Origin of the sequence: Paenibacillus yonginensis (assembly GCF_001685395.1) — a bacterium.
Classification (GTDB): domain Bacteria; phylum Bacillota; class Bacilli; order Paenibacillales; family Paenibacillaceae; genus Fontibacillus; species Fontibacillus yonginensis.
In genome coordinates this window covers 4,139,344-4,163,730 of the sequence record NZ_CP014167.1, presented here as the reverse complement: position 1 = coordinate 4,163,730, position 24,387 = coordinate 4,139,344, and the positions used below count along the sequence as shown (strand labels likewise).

General features: G+C 50.0%; 27 protein-coding genes, 1 rRNA gene and 1 riboswitch. Of the genes, 26 read left to right on the top strand and 2 right to left on the bottom strand.

The genetic code is table 11. The features are described from left to right. The first annotated feature begins 101 nt into the window (after nucleotides 1-101). Together rrf and AWM70_RS18980 are read left to right on the top strand one after the other, a co-directional pair. Nucleotides 102-218: ribosomal RNA gene (rrf, locus tag AWM70_RS18985) — 5S ribosomal RNA — on the top strand. 247 nt (nucleotides 219-465) lie between these two features. After that, nucleotides 466-897, top strand: coding sequence for a hypothetical protein (locus tag AWM70_RS18980; protein ID WP_068699032.1), 432 nt, complete (start codon nucleotides 466-468; stop codon nucleotides 895-897). A gap of 61 nt (nucleotides 898-958) precedes the next feature. On the opposite strand, the gene AWM70_RS18975 is transcribed toward AWM70_RS18980, so the two are convergent. Beyond that, the gene (locus tag AWM70_RS18975) at nucleotides 959-1,483 is read right to left on the bottom strand and encodes a hypothetical protein (RefSeq protein WP_068699029.1); all 525 of its coding nucleotides are present in this window, start codon (nucleotides 1,481-1,483) and stop codon (nucleotides 959-961) included. A 211-nt stretch (nucleotides 1,484-1,694) separates the two neighbouring features. On the opposite strand from AWM70_RS18975, the gene AWM70_RS18970 reads away from it, so the two are divergent. The 10 genes from AWM70_RS18970 (at nucleotide 1,695) to rsmI (ending at nucleotide 9,554) form a co-directional block, all read left to right on the top strand. Beyond that, nucleotides 1,695-1,910: a sigma factor G inhibitor Gin gene (locus AWM70_RS18970; protein ID WP_068699027.1), complete on the top strand. Its 216-nt coding sequence runs from the start codon at nucleotides 1,695-1,697 to the stop codon at nucleotides 1,908-1,910. A 168-nt stretch (nucleotides 1,911-2,078) separates the two neighbouring features. After that, nucleotides 2,079-3,665 carry an aminotransferase class I/II-fold pyridoxal phosphate-dependent enzyme gene (locus AWM70_RS18965; RefSeq protein WP_418303188.1) on the top strand — a complete coding sequence of 529 codons (1,587 nt, stop codon included), beginning with the start codon at nucleotides 2,079-2,081 and terminating at the stop codon, nucleotides 3,663-3,665. Then, complete coding sequence (tmk, locus tag AWM70_RS18960) at nucleotides 3,662-4,333, top strand: dTMP kinase (RefSeq protein WP_237167756.1); 672 nt, start codon at nucleotides 3,662-3,664, stop codon at nucleotides 4,331-4,333. Before AWM70_RS18965 ends, tmk begins: the two co-directional genes overlap by 4 nt. Before the next feature lie 158 nt (nucleotides 4,334-4,491). Continuing rightward, entirely contained in the window at nucleotides 4,492-4,821 is a 330-nt protein-coding gene (locus tag AWM70_RS18955; RefSeq protein WP_068699021.1) for a cyclic-di-AMP receptor, read from the top strand. Nucleotides 4,822-4,976: 155 nt separating this feature from the next. Continuing rightward, a complete protein-coding gene (locus AWM70_RS18950) occupies nucleotides 4,977-5,420 on the top strand; it encodes a YaaR family protein (protein ID WP_068699019.1) in 444 nt (147 codons plus the stop codon). A 97-nt stretch (nucleotides 5,421-5,517) separates the two neighbouring features. Beyond that, nucleotides 5,518-6,507, top strand: coding sequence for a DNA polymerase III subunit delta' (holB, locus tag AWM70_RS18945; protein ID WP_068699017.1), 990 nt, complete (start codon nucleotides 5,518-5,520; stop codon nucleotides 6,505-6,507). 92 nt (nucleotides 6,508-6,599) lie between these two features. After that, complete coding sequence (locus AWM70_RS18940; RefSeq protein WP_068699015.1) at nucleotides 6,600-7,400, top strand: PSP1 domain-containing protein; 801 nt, start codon at nucleotides 6,600-6,602, stop codon at nucleotides 7,398-7,400. 67 nt (nucleotides 7,401-7,467) lie between these two features. Further along, complete coding sequence (locus AWM70_RS18935; RefSeq protein WP_418303187.1) at nucleotides 7,468-7,800, top strand: initiation-control protein YabA; 333 nt, start codon at nucleotides 7,468-7,470, stop codon at nucleotides 7,798-7,800. Nucleotides 7,801-7,881: 81 nt separating this feature from the next. After that, a complete protein-coding gene (locus tag AWM70_RS18930) occupies nucleotides 7,882-8,640 on the top strand; it encodes a tRNA1(Val) (adenine(37)-N6)-methyltransferase (protein WP_068699011.1) in 759 nt (252 codons plus the stop codon). A gap of 8 nt (nucleotides 8,641-8,648) precedes the next feature. Next, nucleotides 8,649-9,554 (top strand): 16S rRNA (cytidine(1402)-2'-O)-methyltransferase, encoded by a 906-nt coding sequence (gene rsmI, locus AWM70_RS18925; RefSeq protein WP_068700849.1) that lies wholly within the window; start codon nucleotides 8,649-8,651, stop codon nucleotides 9,552-9,554. Between the two features lie 141 nt (nucleotides 9,555-9,695). On the opposite strand, the gene AWM70_RS18920 is transcribed toward rsmI, so the two are convergent. Then, nucleotides 9,696-9,950 (bottom strand): AbrB/MazE/SpoVT family DNA-binding domain-containing protein, encoded by a 255-nt coding sequence (locus tag AWM70_RS18920; RefSeq protein ID WP_068699009.1) that lies wholly within the window; start codon nucleotides 9,948-9,950, stop codon nucleotides 9,696-9,698. 293 nt (nucleotides 9,951-10,243) lie between these two features. Here AWM70_RS18920 and AWM70_RS18915 point away from each other — a divergent pair, with 293 nt between their 5' ends. The 14 genes from AWM70_RS18915 to glmU all read left to right on the top strand — a co-directional run bounded on the left by AWM70_RS18915 (nucleotide 10,244) and on the right by glmU (nucleotide 24,295). Then, complete coding sequence (locus AWM70_RS18915) at nucleotides 10,244-11,527, top strand: HD domain-containing protein (RefSeq protein WP_068699007.1); 1,284 nt, start codon at nucleotides 10,244-10,246, stop codon at nucleotides 11,525-11,527. A 15-nt stretch (nucleotides 11,528-11,542) separates the two neighbouring features. Further along, the gene (locus tag AWM70_RS18910) at nucleotides 11,543-12,310 is read left to right on the top strand and encodes a TatD family hydrolase (protein ID WP_068699005.1); all 768 of its coding nucleotides are present in this window, start codon (nucleotides 11,543-11,545) and stop codon (nucleotides 12,308-12,310) included. 217 nt (nucleotides 12,311-12,527) lie between these two features. Then, nucleotides 12,528-12,749: riboswitch (cyclic di-AMP (ydaO/yuaA leader) on the top strand. A 270-nt stretch (nucleotides 12,750-13,019) separates the two neighbouring features. Continuing rightward, nucleotides 13,020-14,171 carry a resuscitation-promoting factor gene (locus tag AWM70_RS18905; protein WP_068699003.1) on the top strand — a complete coding sequence of 384 codons (1,152 nt, stop codon included), beginning with the start codon at nucleotides 13,020-13,022 and terminating at the stop codon, nucleotides 14,169-14,171. A 228-nt stretch (nucleotides 14,172-14,399) separates the two neighbouring features. Next, the gene (gene tnpA, locus AWM70_RS18900; RefSeq protein WP_068693347.1) at nucleotides 14,400-14,873 is read left to right on the top strand and encodes an IS200/IS605 family transposase; all 474 of its coding nucleotides are present in this window, start codon (nucleotides 14,400-14,402) and stop codon (nucleotides 14,871-14,873) included. 199 nt (nucleotides 14,874-15,072) lie between these two features. Continuing rightward, nucleotides 15,073-15,618: a ribonuclease M5 gene (gene rnmV / locus AWM70_RS18895; RefSeq protein ID WP_068700845.1), complete on the top strand. Its 546-nt coding sequence runs from the start codon at nucleotides 15,073-15,075 to the stop codon at nucleotides 15,616-15,618. Between the two features lie 9 nt (nucleotides 15,619-15,627). Then, on the top strand, nucleotides 15,628-16,512 hold the full coding sequence (gene rsmA / locus AWM70_RS18890) for a 16S rRNA (adenine(1518)-N(6)/adenine(1519)-N(6))-dimethyltransferase RsmA (RefSeq protein ID WP_068700847.1): 885 nt from the start codon (nucleotides 15,628-15,630) through the stop codon (nucleotides 16,510-16,512). 76 nt (nucleotides 16,513-16,588) lie between these two features. Further along, nucleotides 16,589-17,506: a sporulation peptidase YabG gene (gene yabG, locus AWM70_RS18885; RefSeq protein WP_068699001.1), complete on the top strand. Its 918-nt coding sequence runs from the start codon at nucleotides 16,589-16,591 to the stop codon at nucleotides 17,504-17,506. A 221-nt stretch (nucleotides 17,507-17,727) separates the two neighbouring features. Next, a complete protein-coding gene (gene veg, locus AWM70_RS18880) occupies nucleotides 17,728-17,994 on the top strand; it encodes a biofilm formation stimulator Veg (protein ID WP_068698999.1) in 267 nt (88 codons plus the stop codon). Between the two features lie 713 nt (nucleotides 17,995-18,707). After that, nucleotides 18,708-19,871, top strand: coding sequence for a group II intron reverse transcriptase/maturase (gene ltrA / locus AWM70_RS18875; RefSeq protein WP_237167918.1), 1,164 nt, complete (start codon nucleotides 18,708-18,710; stop codon nucleotides 19,869-19,871). Nucleotides 19,872-20,099: 228 nt separating this feature from the next. Next, a complete protein-coding gene (locus AWM70_RS18870; RefSeq protein WP_068698997.1) occupies nucleotides 20,100-20,279 on the top strand; it encodes a small, acid-soluble spore protein, alpha/beta type in 180 nt (59 codons plus the stop codon). Between the two features lie 231 nt (nucleotides 20,280-20,510). Next, nucleotides 20,511-21,365: a 4-(cytidine 5'-diphospho)-2-C-methyl-D-erythritol kinase gene (gene ispE, locus AWM70_RS18865; protein WP_068698995.1), complete on the top strand. Its 855-nt coding sequence runs from the start codon at nucleotides 20,511-20,513 to the stop codon at nucleotides 21,363-21,365. 95 nt (nucleotides 21,366-21,460) lie between these two features. Continuing rightward, the gene (purR, locus tag AWM70_RS18860) at nucleotides 21,461-22,291 is read left to right on the top strand and encodes a pur operon repressor (protein WP_068698993.1); all 831 of its coding nucleotides are present in this window, start codon (nucleotides 21,461-21,463) and stop codon (nucleotides 22,289-22,291) included. Between the two features lie 193 nt (nucleotides 22,292-22,484). Continuing rightward, nucleotides 22,485-22,769 carry a septation regulator SpoVG gene (spoVG, locus tag AWM70_RS18855; RefSeq protein ID WP_068698991.1) on the top strand — a complete coding sequence of 95 codons (285 nt, stop codon included), beginning with the start codon at nucleotides 22,485-22,487 and terminating at the stop codon, nucleotides 22,767-22,769. Nucleotides 22,770-22,894: 125 nt separating this feature from the next. Further along, the gene (gene glmU / locus AWM70_RS18850) at nucleotides 22,895-24,295 is read left to right on the top strand and encodes a bifunctional UDP-N-acetylglucosamine diphosphorylase/glucosamine-1-phosphate N-acetyltransferase GlmU (RefSeq protein ID WP_068698989.1); all 1,401 of its coding nucleotides are present in this window, start codon (nucleotides 22,895-22,897) and stop codon (nucleotides 24,293-24,295) included. Nucleotides 24,296-24,387: the final 92 nt, after the last annotated feature.

Below are 24,387 nucleotides of genomic sequence, written 5' to 3'. Positions count from 1 at the left end.
GTGATCAAACATCTGAACCGATTTTAAGCTGCATGTCCTTTCTAAGGTTTGATCTTTTGCTGAAGCGAAAGACGCGGAAGAGAAGCAGCGCAAAAATCATGTTTGGTGGCGATGGCGGAGGGGTTCCACACGTACCCATCCCGAACACGACCGTTAAGCCCTCCAGCGCCGATGGTACTTGGACCGCAGGGTCCTGGGAGAGTAGGACGCCGCCAAGCGAAGAACCACTGCCGATTATCGGTGGTGGTTTTTATTTTTTAATAGCCGTTTTATAAGGTTATAGATGTGAAACTAGAAATAATCATAGAATGAGGTAACCGACAATTGAATGTAACCGTTTTGTTACTCCTGACGGAACGTCTGAATATATAATAAACTAGGAACTTAGTCGGATCGATGAAGTGGAAAGTAGGGGCCTTGTACCTTAAAGGAAGTGAACTTATTGGGGTAAGGAGGAGAAATATCATGCATAGGAAAACCCAATGGTATTTATTCTGCTTGCTTTCAGTTATAACGATGATATTGTTGATTACAGGCTGTAATTCTGCAGATACCGCTTGGAAGGTATACGAGGGTTCAGCAGTGGATAAAAGTTTTCCGGTTCCGAAGGAAGCTAGTAAAGCGGAGGCTGCATTAAAGAGCTCGAAAATGGAGTACGTCCGTTATGCGGTTCCCGGCCTAAGAGAGGATAGTAAGCTTCCTACAGCCTATGAGGAGGAAATCAAGGCTTGGGGCTGGACGGAGAACAAGGCAGAACAGACGGGATCTACACGTGTTTTCATGAAAAATAATCAAATCATTCAATTATCACTGCAGAAGAATGCTTTTATTCTCTACATTCCTAAAACGAATGATGTGGCTGTACAGGGCCTAAATAACCAGGCTAATAACCCGTAGCATTTGAAAGAAACCTGCTTCCTCTTATAGGGCGGCAGGTTTCTTTTTTCTGAGATAAGGATCATTGAATGTAATAAAACAGCTCTTGATCGGTTAATTTGATCATCCCGTCTTTGCGCTGCTTAAGCAGGACTAGGAACGAATAAAACCGGGGGGCGAGCAGCCATAGGTGCCAGAAGAATAAGGAGACAATCAGGCTTGCCGGCGACCAGGGGCTCAGCACGGCGATTAGGGCGAGTCCAATCCAGACGTAATGCAGGTGCGTTTTTTTATAGGTGGAATAACTTATGTATTGGTTTGGAATATAGCCGAACCACGGCAGGCGCCAGGCGAAATGCCATTTTGGACGGTAAGAATGACTGACGATGATGATAACGGAACGGCAGATAACAAACTGAATCCACAGGGCGATCGGACCCGCTATGATAAAAGTCAAAATGCTGAGCGGGCCAAAACCTATAATTTCCGCGATCAGGCAGATCAACGGGACAACCAGAAGGCTCAGCATTAAGGGTTTGGGAAACAAGGATTTTTTCAGGAGCCGGTACTGGTAGAAGGTTGCTTTTGTATTTTGGTCAAGATTCATAAACGATTACATCCCTCCTGGGAGATAGCAGGTACAAAGTCTTTTGCTTAATATATCGGCATAAATTTAAGCTTTGTTGAGCGGGAGCGAGGGGATAAACACCAATTTGCGGCTTTGGGCATACGATATAGGGTCAAAAGGCTAGCAGACTTGTATAAATAGATAGATTCTGTGGCATACTGATAGTAAAAGCGACAAGGTGGGATCGCAGATGGAAGATATCGTTAAACCGGTGGAGATCTTAAAAGAAGAAGGACCGGAGACCTGTATTATATGCGGCAAGACAAAAGCGCAGGGCATTAAGATCGTCTCGGAATTTATTTGTGAAGAGTGCGAAGCAGAGATGGTTCATACGGATGTGAAGGATGAGAAATATGATTTCTTTATTCATCAGATGAAGCAGATTTGGGTGCAGTTGAATGCGTAAACAAGACTAAGGGGGCCTGCAGAAGATGCGGGCTCTTTTTTATCCTGCAGGGGATTATAAGTCGAGGGGATAGGGACCGAGGAAGCGTTTAGGAGGAATACATATACTTCGGCTTTTTAATCTTTTAAAATAGGAAGCAAGAGAAGAGATTGGAATAGGAAGTGTTGAGTGGTGAGGAAACTGCATGCCGTAGAGGCTCCGTTGTGGGAAGCCCTCCAGAGGTACAGGGAAAACAAAGATGTGTCGTTCCATGTGCCGGGGCATAAGAACGGGAAAATGTACGCACGCTCCAGCAGCGGCCCGCTGCAGGACGTGCTGACGATAGACGCCACCGAAATCACAGGCCTGGATGATCTGCATCATCCGGAGGGCGTGATTGAGGAGGCGCAGAAGAGGGCGGCCCGGTTCTTCGGGGCCGAAGAGACGTACTTCCTGGTAGGAGGAAGTACGTCGGGCAATCTGGCGCTGATCCTGACGGCTTGCAGTCAGCCGGGCGATGTGCTGCTCGTGCAGCGCAATGTGCACAAATCCGTGCTGCACGGATTGATGCTGGCCCGCGCACGGGCGGTGTTTCTGGCGCCGGAGGTAGACGGCGCCAGCGGGCTTGCCACCATGCCGTCGCCGGAGACGGTGGGTGAAGCCCTGCGCCGTTATCCGGGCGCCAAGGGCGTGCTGGTCACCCACCCGAACTACTACGGCATGGGAGCGCCGCTAGCTCCGCTTGCGGCGCTGTGTCATGCGGCCGGGGTGCCGCTGCTCGTGGACGAAGCCCACGGAGCGCATTACGGCCTGGCCGCAGAGCTGCCGCGCGGCGCACTGTCGCAGGGCGCCGACGGTGTCGTGCAGTCCACGCACAAGATGCTGGGCGCCATGACGATGGGCGCCATGCTGCATGTGCAGGGAGGCCTGCTGAACCGTTCGCTGCTCCGCCAGCGGCTGGCGATGGTGCAGAGCTCCAGCCCGTCTTACCCGATCATGGCTTCGCTCGATCTGTGCAGAAGCCTGCTGGAGCAGGAGGGACCGGCCGCCTTTGCGGAAAGCTTGTCTGCGGCGGCCCGTCTGCGAGAGGGTCTGCGGGAGCTGACCCGGATCGGAAGTTTAGAAGAGGAAGTTAGCAATCTGCCGGATGGTGGTAATAAGAAGTATGGAAGCAATTTAGAAGGCGGAAGTGCTCCAAATGGCTCGCCTTATCCTCATCCCTATCAGGACCCTTACAAAGTGGTTTTGTATGACCGTCTGGGGCAATGGAGCGGATATAAGCTTCAAGAACACTTGGAGCGTCATCAATGCGTTCCGGAGATGAGCGATGAGCGGTATACGGTTCTGGCTTTAGGGCCGGGGACGACCGCAGGCGATGTTAACCATTTGCTGGAGGTGCTGCATACACTGGAAGCAGAGATGGGCTATTGTCCTGAAGACCAGGCCAAACCGGCAGCCTCCTTCGTTTCCACGTGGAACATTAGGGGTGCAGAGTCCGTCTCGCAGCCCGTTGCTTTTGATCTAAGCCCTTCGGTGGAGGAAGAAACGGAACATATACCCCTGGAGCAAGGAGAGGGGAAGAAAGCCGCGGAGATGGTTATTCCTTATCCGCCGGGTATCCCGCTTTTGTATCCGGGAGAAACCATCACGGCTGAAACCTTGGCGCGCCTGATTGCTTTAAGGGAGGCGGGCTCCCGCTTTCAAGCGGTCAAGGATTCATCCCTGCAGCATATTCAAGTCTATCTTAATGAGGATTATACACCGGAGGAACGATGATGAAAGAAATCAAAGGCAAGGGACTTTTTATCACGCTGGAGGGAGGAGAAGGATCAGGCAAAACAACGATGATGCAGAAGCTGGCCGAGCTGCTGGAGCATGAAGGACTGGCGTACATCGTGACTCGTGAGCCTGGTGGTATCCGGATAGCGGAAGGAATCCGCGAATTGCTGCTGCACCCCGATCATACGGAAATGGATGTCCGGACGGAAGCTTTGCTTTATGCGGCTGCACGGCGCCAACATTTGGTGGAGAAGGTGGAACCCGCCCTGGAGCAGGGGACAATCGTGTTATGCGACCGGTTCATTGATAGCAGCCTGGCTTATCAAGGGTATGCCAGAGGCATCGGGATTGAGGAAGTGCTTTCGATCAACGCATTTGCTACGGAAGGCAGATTTCCGGATTATACGTTTTATCTTGATATTGAGCCGGAGGTTGGGCTGGCCCGGATTGCTGCTGGCAAGGGACGGGAAGTGAACAGGCTTGACCTTGAAGCCTTGCATTTCCATCATCAGGTAAGGGAAGGATACCGGAAGGTAGCAGCTATGTATCCTGAACGTATTACGGTTATAGACGCATCCCAAACGCCGGAAGTGATGGCGGAAGCAGTAAAATTGCAATTAAAGCCGATTTTAGAGGTTTTTCGGGCAAATTTATTAAATAAGTAACAAAATATGCGGTATAATAGATTATAATCTTCTTTATCCTTACTCCCATCTTGGATAGGTAGGGAGGGGTAGATAGCAGGGAAGATTGATAGAAATCCATTTGCTTATTTTCTTTTCATTATTAGGCGTAACTAAACCAAATGAGGAGGGACTGCAATATGAAGCTGATTGTTGCGATTATTCAAGACAAAGACAGCAACCGTTTATCCGGAGCTTTGGTCAAAGCCAATTTTCGGGCCACCAAACTTGCAAGTACCGGCGGATTTCTTCGTGCAGGAAACACGACGTTTATGATCGGGGTTGACGACAGTCAGGTTGAGACCGTGCTGGGTGTCATTCGGAGCAGCTGTAAGGTCAGGGAGCAGCTTGTAACCCCTGTAACGCCAATGAGCGGAACGACGGATTCGTATTTACCGCTTCCTGTTGAGGTACAAGTTGGTGGAGCTACAGTATTTGTGCTTCCGGTAGACCGGTTTGAGCATTTTTAATAAACGTTTATAACGAATGTCAGGATGTTAAAGACAAAGCCGGCGGGCGGGAGTTTCCCGTTTGCCGGCAAGCAAGCGGTTACGATGGCCCGGGGGTCAAGTAGCCGTTTCTGCATGTTGTCAAATAAACGAAATAGAGATGGGCGGTAGGTCAGATGAAAATCGAGCCGGGATATAGACCATTGACAAGCAGCAGAGGGTTGTCCGAAGGTGCGGCCAGACAGGTCTCTTCTAAAAGCTTCTCGGATGCCATGCAGCATCAGGGGGAACAGGCGACCCACGAGGAGTTAAGCCGCAAGCTCCAGGAAATCGAGCTTCAGGGTGACCGGCTGGCGCGTTCCATGACGGTGCGTGAGCTGAAGGCCTACCGGATGATGGTCAAACGTTTCCTGGAGGAAACGGTTCGCCGCGGGGTCGGCATGAAGGAGACCAAAGGGTGGGACCGCCGGGGACGCGGGAAACGTTACAAGCTGCTTGACGAAATAGACGCAGGCTTGCTAGGCATGGGCGAAGAGCTATTGGAGACGGAGCAGGGAAGACTGGAGCTGCTGCAGAAGATTGGGGAGATCCGCGGCTTGCTGATCAATCTGACTTTTTAATGAAGGAATTGCAACGCGGCTTGCCAAGAGATTCGAAACATAACACGGGAGCATCAGCTGCCGGAACATTTTATATAAAACAGAAAGTGTGAGTCCGATGTTCAAAGAGATTGCAGGACAGGAAGGGCCGAAGAGACTGCTGCAGAACGGGTTAAGGCACAACCGCATATCGCATGCTTATATCTTTAACGGGCCTCCCGGAAGCGGACAGATGGAAATGGCGCTTGCTTTCGTACAGGCCTTGTTCTGTACTAACGGGACGGAGGAAGCCTGCGGGACCTGTCTCGAATGCCGCAAGCTGCTTCATGGCAACCACCCCGATCTGCAAATCATAAGTCCGGATGGCGCCAATATTAAGATCGACCAGATTCGTGAGCTGCAGCGGATCTTCTCTTACCGTTCAGAGAACGGCAATCCTAAAGCTTACATTATTGATCAGGCCGATAAAATGAACGTGCAGGCAGCCAACAGCCTGCTGAAATTCCTGGAAGAGCCGCCTTCTCCGGCGGTTGCTATTCTATTGTCCAGCAACGGCAAAGCCTTGCTGCCGACCATTCAGTCAAGGGCTCAATGGGTAGCGTTCTCGGCGCTGGATCCCATGCTGATGCTGCAGAAGCTCAGCGATGAGGGGGTTCCCGATGCGATTGCACGGACGGTCGTCCATTTGGCGGCCGGACTCCCGGCCTGCCGGGAATTGGCAGGTCAGAATTGGTTTGCAGAAATTAGAAACGTAGTGTTACAATTAGGGAAGGAATCCGCAGGCAGAGGCGGATCTCCGCTGATAACCGCTCAGCAGAGTGTGTTTAAGGCAGGTTTGGGTGACCACCTGGAGATGATCTTTGATTTGTTCCATTTATGGTTCAAAGATATGCTTCAGGCTCAGGCGAACAGACATGATCGTATCGTTTTTATAGATGAATGGGAGTTTATCTCCAAGACAGCCGGAACCCGCAGCGCCGGAGCCTGGGTTTCCTGTATGGCATTTGCGGCAGAGTCCAAGAAGAAGCTCCGGTACAATATGAATGGCCAGCTTTGTTTGGAGCAATTTTTATTGAATGTAGGACATGCGGTTCCGGCCTGGAACTGAAGAGACAAGCTATCTCCCAGAGTTGAAGGTTTAGGGAAGCGCAGCTTCCGCCATTTTTGATGAACCAAGTGCTGTTATAAGGGGGTTAGTTTTTGTACACTGTAGTGGGTGTCCGTTTCAAGAAGGCGGGCAAAATTTATTATTTCGACCCGCTGGATTTCCCTGTCGAGAAGGAGCAATGTGTCATTGTTGAAACGGCTCGCGGGGTCGAATACGGAAAGGTAGTCATTGGCAAGAAGGTAGTAGGTGAATCGGATGTTGTCCTGCCGCTGAAGAAGGTCATCCGAATCGCTGATCAGTCAGATAGTAACGTTGTGGAGGAGAATAAGGCAGCCGCCAAAAATGCCTTCACGACTTGTTTAAATAAAATCAAGGACCATGATTTGAAAATGAAGCTGGTGGACGTAGAATACACGTTTGACCGTAACAAAGTCATTTTCTATTTCACGGCCGAAGGACGTGTTGATTTCCGGGAGCTGGTCAAGGATTTGGCAAGCATTTTCCGGACGCGCATTGAGCTTCGGCAGATCGGTGTACGGGATGAGGCGAAAATGCTGGGAGGCATCGGTCCTTGCGGACGGATTCTCTGCTGCTCCTCCTGGCTGGGCGACTTTGAGCCCGTATCAATCAAGATGGCGAAGGATCAGAGCTTGTCTCTGAATCCAACCAAAATTTCCGGTTTGTGCGGAAGATTGATGTGCTGCTTGAAGTTTGAGCATGATAATTACGAAAGCGTGAAGGAAGAGCTGCCAAGCGTGGGTAAGATCGTGGTGACTTCATTAGGAGACGGCAAGGTTGTCGGACTCAACACGGGGTCCCGCACCGTTCATGTTCAGCTCTTTGAAATCGGCAAAGTGAAGGAGCTTTCGCTCGATGACGTTGTCATCAAGTAAATACCATAGAGACTGACTCTGGGGTGGGAACTTGGAGAAAATAGATATTTTTGCACATTTACAGCAGATGGAATCACAAATGGGTGAAGCTCAAACCGAGCTGGGTGCGCTGAAGCTGGAGGTCAAGAAGCTGCTTGAAGAGAACCAGCGGCTGACGACGGAGAACGAGCAGCTGCGCAGGGTGCTGAAACGTGAGACCGGGGAACCGGGCAGCGATTTGGTAGCCGGCAAAGAAGCCGAAGCTGCCAGTGAGGAAGAGCGCAAGGCGGATGTGATTGGGGAAGGCCACGATAATCTGGCCCGTCTTTATCATGAAGGTTTTCATATATGCAATGTGTATTACGGGCATTTGCGAACGGAAGGCGATTGTCTGTTCTGCCTGTCATTTTTGAATAAATAAAGGACCGTAGGTGAGAACCTACGGTTTTTTCCATTATAATAAGAACGGGAATAGAGGAAAGAGGAGCCGTAAGAATCAGACATGAATGAACAGGTTGAAATTTATGACCAGGAACGAATAGATGATTTAATGAACGCAGGGCTGAGGCTGATTCAAAGTGACGAGGTGTTCAGCTTCTCGATGGATGCCGTGCTGCTCTCCAGGTTTGCTTCCGTGCCTAAAAATGGAAGGATACTGGATATGTGCACCGGAAATGGAGTTATCCCCATTCTGTTATCGGCGAGAACCGAAGGTCAAATCGAAGGGATCGAGATCCAGGAACGGCTGGCTGAAATGGCCCGGCGCAGTGTTCGCCTGAACGGCTTGGAGGACAGGATTCTGATTCGCACCGGGGATCTCAGGGAACTGGTTCAGGAGGTAGGGGCTAATGTTTATGATGCAATTACGGTAAATCCGCCTTATATGCCGCTGCAGACGGGAGATCAGAAGCTGAATCCGCATCAGGCTATGGCCAGGCATGAGGTGAACGGCAGTCTGGAAGAGATTATTGCCGCAGCGATGCGGCTGCTTCGGCCGGGCGGGAAGTTTTATATGGTGCACAAACCCCAGCGTCTAGGTGAGATCCTTTCGCTGCTCAGGCAATACAAGCTGGAGCCTAAAGTGCTCCGGTTTGTCCATCCTAAGCTGACGCAGGAGGCGAATATGGTGCTCGTTGAGGCACTGCGCGGCGGGAAACCGGATATCCGTCTTAAACCGCCTTTGGTTGTGTATGAGCCGGATGGACAGTATACGAAGGAATTGATGGAGATTTATTATGGAGATAATGGGGGACAGGCATGAAGGAAGGTTTGGAGATCGGGGTACAACGGAGTTATGCGAACGAGGGAGTAGGAGCAGCCATAGGGGCTTCAACGGTACCTGGCAAACTTTATCTCGTAGGCACGCCAATCGGCAATCTTGAGGATATGACCTTCCGGGCAGTGCGGATTCTGCAGGAAGCGGATTTGATTGCAGCCGAGGATACCCGGCAGACCCGGAAGCTGCTTACCCATTTCGAGATTACGCCCAAAAAATTGTACAGCTACCATGAGCATAATAAAGGGGCAAGTGGTCCGGAATTGGTTAGACTTATAATAGAAGGAAAAAATTTAGCGCTGGTCAGCGACGCCGGTCTGCCGGCGATTTCCGATCCGGGCAGCGATCTGGTTCGTCTGGCCATTGAACAGGGAATTGATGTGATTCCGGTGCCTGGCGCCAATGCGGCTTTATCGGCTTTGATCGTCTCGGGTTTACCTACGGAACGCTTTCAGTTCATCGGGTTCCTCCCCCGGGACAAGAAGGGAAGAGAGCGGGCCATCCGGCAATTTCAATCGTATGAAGGTACGGTATTGATGTATGAATCGCCGCACCGCATTATCAAGACGCTGCAGGATCTGCTTGAGCATCTTGGCAATCGGCGGGTTGTGCTGGCTCGTGAGCTGACGAAACGTTATGAGGAGTTGGCCAGAGGCACCCTCGAAGCTTGTTTAGCCTGGTTGGCGGAGCATCCTCCTCTCGGCGAATACTGTATTGCTCTGGAAGGCATTCAGGCTGAGGAGCTGGAGGAGCAGCAGGGGCTGTGGTGGCAGGAGCTGACGATTGAGCAGCATGTGGAGCATTATGAGAAGGAAGGGCTGGCCCGTAAAGAGGCTATGAAGAGAACGGCAGCGGATCGTGGCGTCTCCAAAAGAGATATTTACAATGCCTTATTATAAACGGGTATAATAGAAGAAAAATTTGTGAAAATGAACAAAAAAAGACCTTCACTTGGCCGGGTTCAAGCCAAGGAAGGTACAAGGAGATATGAAAAGGTTAGAATTAACAATTTTCAGTAAACCTATTATAACCTATAAATCTTAATTTGTCACAGGTATAGGCATTTCACTGAGACATTCGTGACAAACAATTTTTCCTTTGAAATAAGTCACGTTCTCTGCATTTCCGCAGAAGATGCAAGCCGGCTCATATTTCTTCAGCATGATCCGTTCGCCATCGACATAAATTTCAAGAGCGTCTTTCTCGCCAATGCCCAGTGTACGGCGCAATTCAATAGGAATAACTACGCGTCCGAGTTCGTCTACTTTTCTTACAATACCTGTTGATTTCATCATAACTGATGATTGCCCCTCTCGCTATCAATTTAAAATGCCATTATTCGACATGATTCTATCTTTTATGATAATTATAATACCAACCATTGCCATAATAGTCAACCTATTAATGGAAAATATGCGCTTCTATTCCTTAATTAAATTATGGCAAAAGGGGAAAACAGTGATTTATCAACGTTTTTCAGAAAAATACCGATAATGTAAAGAATACAGGAAACTATTCTGAAATTCTACATAATTCGACAATAATTGTCGAAATAACTTTTCTTTTCGACAAAAAGGAGGTAATTTTTATGCGACAGCCGCTCGGTGAGGAAAAAGTATTTAAAGATCCCGTACATAACTATATTCACGTGCAGGATGAGCTGATTTGGGCTTTGATCAATACCCCGGAATTTCAGCGCTTGCGGCGAATCCGGCAACTGGGCACGACCTTTCTGACCTTCCATGGGGCAGAACACAGCCGTTTCTCCCATTCCTTGGGGGTTTATGAGATTACGCGGCGCATTATTTCTCAGTTTGAGCGAAGCGGGTACACGGATTGGCCCAAGGAGGAGCGGATGGTGGCGCTCTGCGCAGCGCTGCTGCATGATTTGGGCCATGGACCTTTTTCCCATTCTATAGAAGAAGCTTTTGAAATGAACCATGAGGACTGGACCTGCAAAATTCTGCTTGGCGATACCGAGGTCAACCGGCTGCTGAAGCAGATTTCCGAACATTTTCCGGAGAAAGTAGCTGCCGTTATTCAAAAAGATTATGACAAACCTATTGTCGTTAATTTGGTCTCCAGTCCTCTCGACGCGGATCGGATGGATTATTTGCTGCGGGATGCATATTTCACGGGGGTCAACTACGGTACAATTGATATTGACCGGATCTTGCGGATGCTGCGTCCTTTCCACGGCCGGGTGGTCGTCAAGGAATCCGGAATGCACGCCGTAGAAGATTATCTGATGGCCCGTTATCAAATGTACTGGCAGGTTTATTTCCATCCGGTTACACGGAGCTCCGAAATTCTGCTGCGGCAAATTTTTCGCAGGGCCAAAGAGCTGTGGGCATCCGGATATTCATTCAAAACAATGCTTGACCCTCTGCCGGGTCTCTTTACCCGTGAGCTGACGGTGTCGGAATATCTGCAGCTTGATGAGGCGCTGATCCAAACGGTTTTCATGAAATGGCAGAATGAAGAAGATGCCGTGCTTAAAGATTTATGTGAACGTTTTATGAATCGTAATCTGTATAAATATGTAGAAATCAAACAATCAGACAGCGAGTCTTTTGAAGAAATTAGACAAGCCTTCGAGGCGGCAGGGTTAAATCCGTTGTACGATTTGGAAATTGATTCGCCGGCAGATCTTCCTTATGACGTATTTCGGCCGGAGGACGGGCTTACGACCAATCAGATTCTGCTGCTCGACCGCCAGGAGGGATTAAAGGAGATTTCGGAAGTATCGGATATCGTCCGATCCATCAGCGGTATTCACCGGGGCCGCTACCAGCTATATTACCCGCAGGATAAACTTCAAAACGTGAAAGACAAACTTCCGGCGGGTGTGCGTACTTTTTTTGACAACTAAGGAGGAAAATCTGACATGTTATTTGATACCCATACCCATCTCGATGCGGAGCAATTTGACGAAGACCGCGAAGCAACGATAGCGAGAGCTGTTGAACAAGGCGTTACGCGCATGGTAAATGTCGGTTTCAATAGGGAAACCATTCCGACCACGATGAAACTTGCCGAAACGTATGATTTTATTTATGCGGCAGTGGGCTGGCATCCGGTTGACGCCATCACGATGAAGGATGGAGACCTGGAGTGGATTGCCGAGCTGTGCCAGCATGAGAAGGTGGTGGCGATCGGCGAAATCGGCCTCGACTATCATTGGGACACGTCGCCGAAAGAGGTGCAGCAGAAGGTGTTCCGAAGACAGATTGGCTTGGCGAGGGAACTTAAGATGCCTATCGTGATCCATAATCGGGATGCTCATGAAGACGTGGTCAACATTTTACGCGAGGAAAAAGCGAGTGAGGTTGGAGGCATCATGCACTCCTTCTCGGGCAGCTGGGAAACCGCCAAAATTTGTCTGAATATGGGATTTCATCTTTCATTCGGCGGGCCGATTACGTTCAAAAATGCCAGACAACCTAAAGAGGTCCTGGTTCAGGTTCCAGATGACCGGTTGCTGCTTGAAACGGATGCCCCATATTTGACCCCTCACCCTTTTCGAGGCAAAAGAAACGAGTCCGCTTACGTCAAATTGGTGGCGGAAGCAGCTGCTGAACTCAAAGGGATAACTTTGGAAGAAATTGCAAGCCTGACGACCCGAAATGCACTGGAACGATTTGGTATTCGCTGAAAACAGGAGAAAAAAGAGCGAAAAAAGGAGCATTCGAGACATATTAAAGAATTTTAATCAAGAATTCGCTGTTTATTACAGATTTTTAACCATTTATTTTTAAATACGTGGTTGATTACTCCTTTACAACCGATGGCCAAAAAGGATAGAATCTTTTCAGTAATCGAATTGCGTAATGGACTGACGCCATTGCGTCACTTCGATTCTTTGGTTCCATGAACCAGTCTCGCTGAATCTCCGAATGGAGAACGGGGGAACCGATGCAGAAGCTTGCAGGCCACTTGAATTAAATTGAGCCGGAGCGAATGCATTTGATTTCTTTGTGTGAGTCTATGGGGTGAATTTGCGATCAACCGCCATGAGCGGATGAATCAAGATAGGACGTCTCTCATTCGTCCGAACCCGACAGCTAACCCCGTAAGCGTATATGAGAGAGGCAACCTCGTGCATCCTATCAGCATCCAAGACATTAACGGAAGCCACGAAAGAGTTCCTCTAACTCTTTTGTTGGCTTTTTTTGTTTTGAATAAAATGCGATAGGGCCGTCATATGGTGTATCTAAACAGCCATTGATGTCGCTCGGGGCAGACTGGGGAAGGATGCGTAATGCGCGATTTTGGCGGATTACGTACAAAAATCGGTAAATAGTCGCGTCATATGTATTCTGTATCGACCTAGGACGGCGGGGCTATGGAGGAGGACTGAAGAAGTGGGCTTTATAAGAAACAACGAAACCCATGAATCACCATCATCCAGTATGTCTTACGTTTTGCGGTGGAGTTATCAAAATGCTCGTCAAATTGCAATCTATGCCATACTTGCTGTTGCGGTTATATCCATCTTTCTTGCGTATCTCTACACCCAAAGCAAGAAAAACGTACAGCTGCTGATTGACGGCAAGGCGGTGGCCGTGCAAACCCGGCAGGAGAATGTGGAAGGACTCCTGAGCGAGCAGGAAATCGAACTTAAATCCCAAGATCAAATCACGCCGGCGCTTGACAGCGAGTTGAAGGACGGCGACAAGGTCATCATCGACCATGCCGCTCCAGTTACTTTGATTGCTGATGGAACGGCCAATCAGAAATATACAACGGCAGACACCGTAAGAAGTGCATTGCTTGAATCGGGAATCACCGTTTCCGAGCAGGATAAGATTTATCCGGAGCTGGATGCAGAAGTGACACCCAACATGAAAATTCATGTTGTACGCGTGAACAAGGTCATGGTGAAGCAGACGCAAGAAGTTCCTTACACCGTGGTGAAGACTTCTGACCCCAACTTGCTGAAAGGCAAAACCAAACTGCTTCAATCCGGCAGCAAAGGCCGGGTCGTGCATACCGTCGAGAAGGTTTTTCAGGATGGGGAAATGATCTCGAAGCGCTGGGTCGGCAAAGAGGTGGCTAAACCGGCACAACCTCAAGTTATTGCGGTAGGCACAAAGAAAGAAGAGCCTAAGACCGAGGTGCTGGCAGCGAGCATTACACGCAAAGCCAATACGGTCAGCGTAAGCGGTACAAATTCGATAACCAAGAATGGGGTAAGCTTTAAATACAAGAAGATGCTGAAAAACGTATCGATGACTGCCTATTCGTCTGAAGAAGCCGGCATTGGAACAAAAACCGCATCAGGCACACGTGTTCAGGAAGGCAGAACGATTGCTGTCGACAAGAACGTGATCCCGCTAGGTTGGTGGGTTTATATCGAAGGTTTGGGTTTCCGTCGTGCGGAAGATACGGGCGGAGCGATTAAAGGCAACAAAATCGACGTTTATTACAATACGATCAAAGCGGCAAATAACTTCGGCCGCAAAACAGGACGTACGGTATACGTGATTGGTCCTGTCAAACCTGAACTGAACTGATTCATTTACTTTAACTTGGGAATTCGCTATTATAGGGTTAATCATAGACGATATATAGAAGAGGAGAATTCCTCTTCTTTTTGTTTTTAGGCTTCAGCCTGTTGAGCGCGTGAAACGCGCGAAATATAAAACCACCCGCTATGCGGGTGGAGGGATCTAGGGTTACACCAATAAGACCATCCCGATAAAATTGAGATGTTCAGGCTCAATTCGAAAGGATGGTCTTAAATGGCAAATAAAAACTTTAGTTTAGCGCACACAAAGTGGATGTGTAAGTATCACATTGTGTTCACCCCGAAGTATAGACGTAAAGAGATCTACAATCAAGTGAGACGAGATCTAATTGAAATCATGAAGCGTCTATGTAAATACAAGGGAGTCGAGATATTAGAAGGACATATGATGCCGGATCATGTGCACATGCTGGTGGCGATTCCACCGAAAATATCTGTGTCTTCCTTTATGGGCTATTTAAAAGGGAAAAGCGCACTCATGATCTTTGAGAAGCATGCCAATTTGAAGTATAAGTATGGGAATCGTAAATTCTGGGCGGAAGGCTACTACGTAAGTACAGTGGGGCTAAATGAAGCCACCGTCGCCAAATACATTCGAGAGCAAGAGGCACATGACCAGGCAGTGGATAAGCTGAGTGTAAAAGAGTATGAAGATCCATTCAGCAGCAACAAGAGCAAGAAAAAGTAAAACCAGTTTAACTGGTAAGTGAAAGAGACAAATAACACTGAGCCTGAACGCTTTGTGGTCAGGCTAGCGTCTTTAGGCGCAGTTTGGCAACAAGGGGTTATACCCCTAGTGCAAACCACCCGTTGGACGGGTGGTTCTGATTTGGCATAAAATCGGGTGCGATTGAAGAAGCTCTTGGATGGAAGGAAGGAACCCGGAAATGATTAAGGAAGTCATTGTCGTGGAGGGTAAAGATGACACAGTAGCCATTAAACGGGCTGTAGAGGCCGACACGATTGAAACCGGCGGTTCGGCGATCGGGCCGGTAGTGCTGCGCAAAATTGCGCTGGCCCAGGAGCGGCGCGGCGTCATCATCTTAACCGACCCGGATCATGCGGGAGAGCGGATCCGCAAAATTGTAGCGGCTAAAGTACCCGGCTGCAAGCACGCTTTTCTGACCGAGTCGGCCGCCACGAAAAAAGGCGACATCGGCGTGGAGAACGCTTCGCCGGAAGCTATACGCGAAGCACTGGCCCGGGTGCGCAGCGAAGCCCCGGAGGAGCAGCCGCAGATCGACTGGGAAGATCTGATGACCGCAGGGCTTATTGTTCATCCCCGTGCATCTGAACGCCGCAGGTTTATGGGCGAGGTGCTGGGCATCGGCTACTGCAACGGCAAGCAATTTCATAAGCGATTGGCGGTCTTTAGAATTACCCGCGAGGAATTTGCGGATGCGCTGCGCCAACTGGAGGATAAAGGAGTTTAATTGATGGACATGAACAGGAGAGAAGAGATTTCTACGCCCAGACGGACGAAAGAAATCATTCAGAAATACGGATTCTCATTTAAGAAAAGCCTCGGTCAGAACTTCCTGATCGATCAGAATATTCTTGGCAAGATCGTGGGGGCGGCAGATTTGGACAGCTCCAAGGGAGCGCTGGAAATCGGCCCGGGCATCGGAGCGCTGACCGAGAAGCTTGCTGATGCCGCAAGCAAAGTCGTAGCCGTAGAGATTGATCAGCGGCTTCTGCCGATCCTCGGCGAAGTGCTGCAGCCTTTTTCACATGTAAAGGTTGTGCATGGGGATGTACTGAAGCTGGATCTTCAGCAGCTGTTCCAGGAGGAATTCAAAGAGGTATCCGGCGTCAGCGTAGTGGCCAATCTGCCTTATTACGTTACAACGCCGATCCTGATGAAGCTGCTGGAAGAGCGCCTGCCGCTGGAGAACATCGTCGTGATGATCCAGAAGGAAGTAGCCGAGCGCATGGCGGCATCGCCGGGCGGCAAAGATTACGGCAGTCTCAGCATCGCCGTGCAGTACTTCAGCGAGCCTGAGCTGGTATGTGTAGTGCCGCATACGGTCTTTATTCCGCAGCCGAATGTCGACTCAGCGGTGATCCGTCTTAAGGTCAGACAGGAGCGGCCGGTTGAAGTGGCAGATGAGGCCTTTTTCTTTGAGGTCGTACAGTCCTCCTTTGCACAGCGGCGCAAAACGATTGCGAATAACCTCAAGAGCCGGTTCTTTGCCAAAGAGGATCGCACAGAGCTGGAACGGCTTCTGGAGCTGGCTGAAATCGAGCCTGTCCGCCGGGCAGAGACGCTCAGCATCGAGGAGTTTGCAAGTTTATCCAACGTGTTATATGAGGCGGGGGTTCGTTAGAGAACCCGGCCTTCTGGAATTTATCCCTGATAAGGAACCATTATCCTCAAACGCCCATAGGATGGATGCAGAGGTGATGGACTTGACGAATATAGGAGACTTGGTTGCCCGCCAATCCTATGGAAGGGACGTAACCTTCCGTGTAGAGGCATTGGAACGGAACCGGGCAATCATTAAAGGGACCGAATTCCGTTTATTGGCTGACGCGCCCGTATACGATCTTGTTCCCGTGAAAGGCGATGCCCTTACCGGCAGAGCTAAGGAAGCACGTATTAAAGCCGAGCAGGGCCTGCAGCGGCTTCATGAGGAACGTAAGTCGCTGGAGGAACAGAACCGGGCTATGCTAGGCATTGAGCGAGCTGTTCTGCCGAGCGATATTTCTGCGCAGTCCTATTTTGAAGTTCCCGGCAAAGTGCTCCATCTGGACGGCGATCCTCTTTATTTGAAAAAAAGCATGGATCTATACGAGAAGCTGCGTGTTCCTGCCCAAGGGCATTACGTAAATGAGAAATCCATGCCGGATGTTCTCTACCGTCTGCTGCCCAGCGTAAGGCCGGATATCGTGGTCATAACCGGTCATGACGGGGTCCTCAAGAACAGGGTCCATAATGACCTATACAGCTTGTCCAGCTATAAGAATTCCCGCAGCTTTGTGGAAGCGATCCAAGTCGCCCGCCAGTATGAACGCAACTTTGATTCCCTGACGATCGTGGCCGGCGCCTGCCAGTCGCATTTTGAAGCGCTGCTGCAGGCCGGCGCCAATTTTGCAAGCTCTCCCGGCCGGATTCTGATCCATGCGCTTGATCCGGTCTATATTGCGGCTAAAGCCGCATTTACGTCCGTCAGAGGCACCATTCATATCACGGATGTGCTGAAGCATACGATCAGCGGCATCCAGGGGGTAGGCGGAATTGAAACCCGTGGGAGCTACCGGATCGGACTGCCCAAATTCCAGGATCTAACTCAATTGAATGTGGTTCCTTCCGTTATGTAAGGAGGGCAGCTGAGGGCAGCTGCCAGTGGGAATATAAGTTTAATCAGAGCCGGCTTAGGAGCCGGTTCTTTTTTTGGGTTCAGCCAAATATTTTCTTTGCATTACATTCATTTTTCATAAAAATAATCGTTGACACCTAACTTTTTCACTTGATATAATATAAAATTTGACTTTAGTGAACGATGGTGATATAATGGTTTAGGAAAGAGGTGGTTACAGGTATGGCTAAAAACGCTTTGTCTGAGATCAAACACAGTCTTGATGCTTATGTAGGCCAGAAGATTATGCTCCGTGCGAATGGTGGCCGTCGCAAGACGGTGGAGCGCACAGGCATATTGGAAGAGACCTACCCCTCTGTATTCATCGTTAAGCTGGATGAGGAGCAAGAGACTTCTAAAAGGGTGTCTTACAGTTACGCAGACGTCCTGACGGAAACAGTGGAAGTAACCCTGTTCCAGGATGGAAGCGAACCACAGATTTTTTCCTGAGACAGCATGAGATAACTTGCAAACGGCCCCTGGGGCCGTTTTTTCTTGCCTGGCGTGCCCAGCTAAGCACGCATCTTCTAGCCGGTGAAAGTCCGGTCACAGGAGGGGCCAAGCCCCTGTGTAGCTAGGATACCTGCGTATGGCGAAAGCTGTGCGTAGAAGCGTATCGACGAAAGTACCTGTCGGAGACAGGGCGAGCAACATGTCAGGCCGTAACATAAAGTGAATCCTGCCGCGTCGTCAAAAAGGCCTCGCAAGAGGGAAAAGAGGAAGCCGAGCCCCGCGAGCATGGGCGAAGGCCATGGAAGCTGATAAGAACTTGGAGCGTCAGCGAAGAATCCTCCGGCGTAGAGGGATCGGCATGGGATGAAAGAGGATGCAGTGAACTGGGGAGACCCTCCCCTGCACGGAGATTTTTTTTTTTTCGAAACCGTAAAGAGACGCTCTATAAGCCAAAAGGTGAAGTGATCCGTCTGCAGGAAGGGAGTCCGAGGGGCGAATAGTACCGGGGAACGCAGGACAACACAACCTGCGGGAGGGAAGGCGCCCTGCTTTGTTCAAGCTTCACAAGGAGGTACGAGTGAGTGAATGCCAGAAGGCTAACGACACCAACAGAAAAAGTTCAACAACTCCAAGAGAAGCTAGGTCATGCGGCCAAGACGAGCAAGAGCAGAAAGTTCCATGCACTGTACGACAAAGTCCATCGATTGGATGTGCTACAGGAAGCGTGGCGGAGAGTACGGGCAAACAAAGGAGCGGCAGGCATCGACGGTGAAACCTTGGCAGATATAGCGAAGATGGGTGAAGACCGATTCGTAGCGGAATGCCGAGAACGGCTCCAGAAGAAGTCCTACCGCCCCCAGCCCGTGCGCCGTCACTACATTCCGAAGAAAGACGGACGGAAACGCCCGCTCGGCATTCCAACGGTAAGGGACCGCGTCGTGCAAATGGCAACGAAACTCATAGTGGAACCGATCTTTGAAGCCGATTTTCAGGAATGCTCGTTTGGCTTTCGACCGAAGCGAGGCGCAAAACAAGCGCTGGAGCAAATCCGTAAAGCCTGCAACCGCAAAGGCAATTGGGTGGTCGACGTCGACATCCAAGGCTACTTCGACAACATTAACCAAGAGAAGCTCATGAAACTGGTAGAAATGCGAATCAGCGACAGACGCATTCTCAAGCTCATTCGGCAATGGCTCGGAGCAGGAGTGACGGAGGAAGGAACGGTCAGACGTTCCGATCTGGGAACGCCGCAGGGCGGGGTGATCTCGCCGCTACTGGCGAACATCTACCTGAACTACTTCGACCGATTGTGGGAAAAGCATGGCAAAGAGGTCGGGGAACTCACGCGGTACGCAGACGACTTTGTCGTCGTGTGCAAGACAAAGAAAGATGCGCTCCATGGGTACAAACTCATTCAAGCGATAATGGAGCGTCTGGAACTGACCTTGCATCCGGAAAAGACGCGGATTGTGGGGATATGGACGGGAGAAGAAGGGTTTGACTTCCTCGGCATGCACCACCGGAAGACGAAAGCAGAAACGGGGCAGAACCGCGTGTACTATACGACGCAACAATGGCTCTGTGTTAAAGCAGAGAAACACATTCGGGAAGTCGTTAAAGAACGACTCGCGCCGCCGAAAATGCGGCACGTTTCGTTCCAAGAACATGTGGACTGGCTCAACCTGAGAATCCAAGGCTGGAAGAACTACTATTCGACGCCATACAGTTCCAAATGGATGACAAAGTTAGATGGGTACATCCGCACAAGGCTAACGAAGTGGTACGCAAAGAAGCGCCAACGTAGTCGCTGGCGCAGTTCTGGAAATGAGGTTAAGTTGCTCTGCCAAATGTATGGACTCAAAACGCTTTTGTAAGTCGCACGCACATGAATGACGAACATCGGAAAGCCGTATGAGGGAAAACCTCACGTACGGTTTGATGAGGAGGGGCTGAAAAAAAAAAAAAACTCAGCCCTTTACTCTAGCATCTTGGTGCGCAGACGCTCTTAAGGCCAGGCCAGCCATTACCGGGAATAGGACAGACCGAGGAAAGTCAATACTGATAACGTCCTATATTCCATGATGGTCAGGAGGAGAACGTACATGTCACGAAGAAGACGCGGCGTCATGTCCGAGAACCTGAAGGTAGAGCTTGCCAAAGAGCTGGGTTTTTACGATACGGTTCGGAAAGAAGGCTGGGGCGGTATTAAAGCTAAGGATGCCGGCAATATGGTCAAAAGGGCGATTGAGCTGGCCGAGAAGGCTGCTTCAGAACGCCAATAATTTTATTACAGTCATAAACTGAGATTACTGAGGATTTGAGGGATAAAAGGTCTCCGGTCAGTCCGGAGGCTTTTATTTTTATACCGGTCATTTTGGGCAGCGCCCACTTTCTGTTAAAATGGGGAAAAGGCGCGTCAAGGCGCCCTTTGCAAAAGAAATGGACTTTCCAAGCCATTTTCCCTATAATATGTTAAGTTGTTTAGTTGGACTGACTGAAGGTGGGTGAACGCCTTGAAAATTTACGAGAAGGCCCCGGCTAAAATTAATTTGATGCTGGATGTCCTACATAAAAGACCGGATGGATTTCATGAAGTTGAAATGGTGATGACGATGGTTGATCTGGCCGACAGACTGGAGATGAGCGCGCTCCCGCGCGATACCATTATTATTTCTAGCCAGGCCGGTTATATTCCGCTCGATGAGAAAAATTTGGCTTTCCAGGCTGCACGCCTGATTAAAGAACGATACAACGTCCGAAGCGGCGTTTATATCCATTTGGATAAACATATACCGGTTGCCGCAGGGCTGGCTGGGGGCAGCAGTGATGCCGCAGCTACGCTTCGCGGCTTGAACCGCCTGTGGAACCTGGGCATTAGCAACGAGGAGCTCTGTTCCTTGGGCGCGGAGCTTGGGTCCGACGTGCCTTTCTGCGTCACAGGAGGTACGGCTTTGGCCACGGGGCGCGGCGAGGTGCTTACTCCGCTTGACAATCCGCCGCAGTGCTGGGCTATACTGGCCAAACTGCCGATCAACGTCTCGACAGCCGAAGTGTACGGCAAATTCAGGGTGGATCGGGTGAAGCAGCATCCTTCTGCCAAAGGCATGATCCAAGCGATCAGCCGACAGTCTTTTGGGGAGGTCTGTCAGGAGCTCGGGAATGTGCTGGAGGGCGTGACGTTCCAGCTTCATCCGGAGGTGCAGCAGCTGAAAGAGACAATGGGCCGTTTGGGCGCCGATGGGGTGCTGATGTCAGGGAGCGGGCCCACTGTATTTGGGCTGGTGTCCAAAGAGGCCAAGGTTGCCCGTATTTATAACGGATTACGAGGTTTTTGCAAAGAGGTTTACGCGGTGAGGCTTCTTACTTGATGCTCTTGACCTAAAATCCGGAAATTCATTTGATAAACCCGTACAAAGATGGTATTCTTTCTATAAAATATTCGGATTTTAGCGAGGGGTCTTTCGTGAAGAAGTTAAAAAGAAGCGCGCGTTTGGTGGAGATGACAGAATATCTGCTTACCCGGCCTCATCAGCTGATTCCGCTTACCACCTTTGCCGACCGTTACGGAGCTGCCAAATCGTCGATCAGCGAAGATCTGGCGATCATTAAAGAGGTCTTTGAGGAAGACGGCATGGGAGAGCTGCAGACCCTGGCTGGCGCTGCAGGTGGCGTCAAGTTCATTCCGAAGATCGGGCGGGCTCAGGCAGAAGCTTTTATTGACCAATTATGCGGCATGTTATCCGAACCGGACCGTATTTTGCCGGGGGAATATTTATATATGTCCGACTTGCTCGGTCTGCCGGGACTGATGAACGAAGCCGGCAAGCTGTTCGCCACCGTGTTTGGAGGCCGGGAGATCGACGTGGTCATGACCGTGGAGACTAAAGGGATCCCTCTTGCTTATGCGATTGGGGCGCAGCTCAATTTGCCGGTCGTACTAGTCAGAAGAGACCATCAGGTGACGGAAGGATCGGCGGTTAGCATCAACTATGTATCCGGCTCCCATAAGAGCCTGCATACGATGACCTTGTCCCGAAGAGCGCTCAAAGAGAAGTCGCGGGTACTGATCGTGGACGATTTCATGAAAGCGGGTGGAACGGTACAGGGAATGGTCGATCTGCTTGCCGAATTTAACGCTACAGTAGCCGGTGTAGGCGTTCTGGTTGAATCCGGGGCCATTGATATGGAGCAGCGGCTTCTGCAGGAATATGTTTCTCTGGCTTCGCTTGGCGCAGTCGATGCCAAGAACAAAAGTGTTACAGTACATCCAGGCAATTATTTCGAATGGGTGTAGCAAGAAAGCGCTTGATTCAAGTAGAACAAGAAAACGAGAGAATTTTATCGGAATAGTGCGAGAATTGTCGAAAAGTCCGTAGTTCAAAAAAATTCCTGATTTTAGGGTAATTTGTTCGTTAAAAAAAGAGGAATTCGGATTGCAGTGTGGAATATTACACCAAGTCTCATTTGGAAAAAGGTGGTGAACACACATGCAAATTACGGACGTAAGACTCCGCCGAGTGAGCTCGGAAGGTAGAATGAAAGCAATTGCTTCCATTACGATCGACAATGAATTCGTGGTCCACGATATTCGTGTCATTGATGGAAACAACGGGATGTTTGTAGCTATGCCAAGCAAACGTACCCCGGATGGCGAATTCCGCGACATCGCGCATCCGATCTCTTCCGGGACACGTGAGAAGATCCAAGCTGCAGTGCTTGCCGAATACGAGCGAGCCGCGCTGGAGGAAGATGTCATTGAAGAAGGAGCTTAACCTTCTGCCGTTATTTTTTAACTTAATTGGGGTTCAAGAGAAGAGGCCATGCTTGTGGGTCTCTTTTCTTTTTAGGCAGAATGAGATATATTCAGTATGGAGTTTAAGAGAAGGAGGACGGGGACTTGAAGAGATTAGCCATTGTTCTTGCTGCAGGGCAGGGCAAGCGCATGAAATCGAAACTATATAAGGTGCTCCATCCTGTTTGTGGCAAACCGATGGTTGGACATGTGCTGGACGCCGTGGATCAAGTCAACTGCGAACGCAAGGTTGTGATCGTTGGCCACGGAGCGGAAGCCGTCAAGACCTATCTGGGAACGAAAGCAGAGTACGTATTACAAGAGCAGCAGCTGGGAACGGGTCACGCCGTGAAGCAGGCGAAAGGGCTCCTGGGAAGCGAGAACGGCACAACCGTTATCGTTTGCGGAGATACGCCGCTTGTGACGCCGGAAACGCTGGAGGCTCTTTTCGTGCATCATGAACAAACGGGCGCGGCTGCAACCGTGCTTACGGCTTCCATAGATGAACCTCATGGCTACGGCCGCGTTATTCGCGATGAATCGGGTCATGTGAACCGGATCGTTGAGCAGAAGGATTGCTCCGAAGAGGAGAACCTTGTTAAGGAAATCAATACAGGCACGTATTGTTTCGACAACGCCAAGCTCTTTGATGCTCTTGACAAGGTTACGAATCACAATGCCCAGCAAGAGTATTATTTGACCGATGTGATCGGAATTTTGGTTTCGCAGGGGGAGAAAGCAGCCGCTTATAGGACTGCTGACCATGCCGAATCAATCGGGGTTAACGACCGTGTTGCCCTTTCCGAAGCGGAGGGCTATATGCGCGCCCGCATTAATAAACGGCACATGGTCGGCGGTGTAACCTTGATTGATCCAAGCTCCACTTATATCGGGGCGGATGTTGAAATTGGCGCCGATACGGTCATTTACCCGGGAACAGTTCTCAGCGGCAGCACCAAGATCGGCGAGGATTGTACGATTGGACCGGATACTCAGATCGAAGACAGCATCATTCATAACGGAGCTTCGGTTAAGAAGTCTGTCCTGGTGCAGGCAGAGGTTGGCGCCTCGACCTCCGTTGGCCCGTTCGCTTATCTCCGCCCTGGCAGTGTGCTAGGGGAAGAAGTGAAAGTCGGTGACTTTGTGGAGATCAAGAACGCCAAGCTCGGCAATGGATCGAAGGTTTCGCATCTCAGCTACGTGGGGGATGCAACCGTAGGCGAGAATGTAAATATCGGCTGCGGTGCGATAACCGTAAACTACGATGGGTATAATAAATCCATTACTGAAATCGGCGATCATGCTTTTATCGGCAGCAACGTCAATTTGATCGCGCCGGTGAAGATCGGCAAAGGCGCTTATGTTGTAGCCGGTTCGACGATTACCCACTCCGTGCCCGATAACGACCTGGCGATTGCCCGTCAGCGTCAGGAGAACAAAACGGGTTATGCAGATAAAATCCGGGCTCGTGCCAAAGCCAAGAAAGAAAATCAAGACAAGAAATAAATCATAAGCCGTTAAAGTGGATGTCACCTGCGGTCGGAGCAGCTTTAGCAGTACCGATTTATCTAATGACCTTACAGATTGTGGACCTGCAA

Bases quoted from the DNA above. Each gene is read 5' to 3' on its own strand.
- AWM70_RS18980 (WP_068699032.1), top strand. From the start codon at position 466: ATGCATAGGAAAACCCAATGGTATTTATTCTGCTTGCTTTCAGTTATA.
- AWM70_RS18975 (WP_068699029.1), bottom strand. From the start codon at position 1,483: ATGAATCTTGACCAAAATACAAAAGCAACCTTCTACCAGTACCGGCTC.
- AWM70_RS18970 (WP_068699027.1), top strand. From the start codon at position 1,695: ATGGAAGATATCGTTAAACCGGTGGAGATCTTAAAAGAAGAAGGACCG.
- tmk (WP_237167756.1), top strand. From the start codon at position 3,662: ATGATGAAAGAAATCAAAGGCAAGGGACTTTTTATCACGCTGGAGGGA.
- AWM70_RS18955 (WP_068699021.1), top strand. From the start codon at position 4,492: ATGAAGCTGATTGTTGCGATTATTCAAGACAAAGACAGCAACCGTTTA.
- AWM70_RS18950 (WP_068699019.1), top strand. From the start codon at position 4,977: ATGAAAATCGAGCCGGGATATAGACCATTGACAAGCAGCAGAGGGTTG.
- holB (WP_068699017.1), top strand. From the start codon at position 5,518: ATGTTCAAAGAGATTGCAGGACAGGAAGGGCCGAAGAGACTGCTGCAG.
- AWM70_RS18935 (WP_418303187.1), top strand. From the start codon at position 7,468: ATGGAATCACAAATGGGTGAAGCTCAAACCGAGCTGGGTGCGCTGAAG.
- AWM70_RS18930 (WP_068699011.1), top strand. From the start codon at position 7,882: ATGAATGAACAGGTTGAAATTTATGACCAGGAACGAATAGATGATTTA.
- AWM70_RS18920 (WP_068699009.1), bottom strand. From the start codon at position 9,950: ATGATGAAATCAACAGGTATTGTAAGAAAAGTAGACGAACTCGGACGC.
- AWM70_RS18915 (WP_068699007.1), top strand. From the start codon at position 10,244: ATGCGACAGCCGCTCGGTGAGGAAAAAGTATTTAAAGATCCCGTACAT.
- AWM70_RS18910 (WP_068699005.1), top strand. From the start codon at position 11,543: ATGTTATTTGATACCCATACCCATCTCGATGCGGAGCAATTTGACGAA.
- tnpA (WP_068693347.1), top strand. From the start codon at position 14,400: ATGGCAAATAAAAACTTTAGTTTAGCGCACACAAAGTGGATGTGTAAG.
- rnmV (WP_068700845.1), top strand. From the start codon at position 15,073: ATGATTAAGGAAGTCATTGTCGTGGAGGGTAAAGATGACACAGTAGCC.
- rsmA (WP_068700847.1), top strand. From the start codon at position 15,628: ATGAACAGGAGAGAAGAGATTTCTACGCCCAGACGGACGAAAGAAATC.
- yabG (WP_068699001.1), top strand. From the start codon at position 16,589: ATGGACTTGACGAATATAGGAGACTTGGTTGCCCGCCAATCCTATGGA.
- veg (WP_068698999.1), top strand. From the start codon at position 17,728: ATGGCTAAAAACGCTTTGTCTGAGATCAAACACAGTCTTGATGCTTAT.
- AWM70_RS18870 (WP_068698997.1), top strand. From the start codon at position 20,100: ATGTCACGAAGAAGACGCGGCGTCATGTCCGAGAACCTGAAGGTAGAG.
- spoVG (WP_068698991.1), top strand. From the start codon at position 22,485: ATGCAAATTACGGACGTAAGACTCCGCCGAGTGAGCTCGGAAGGTAGA.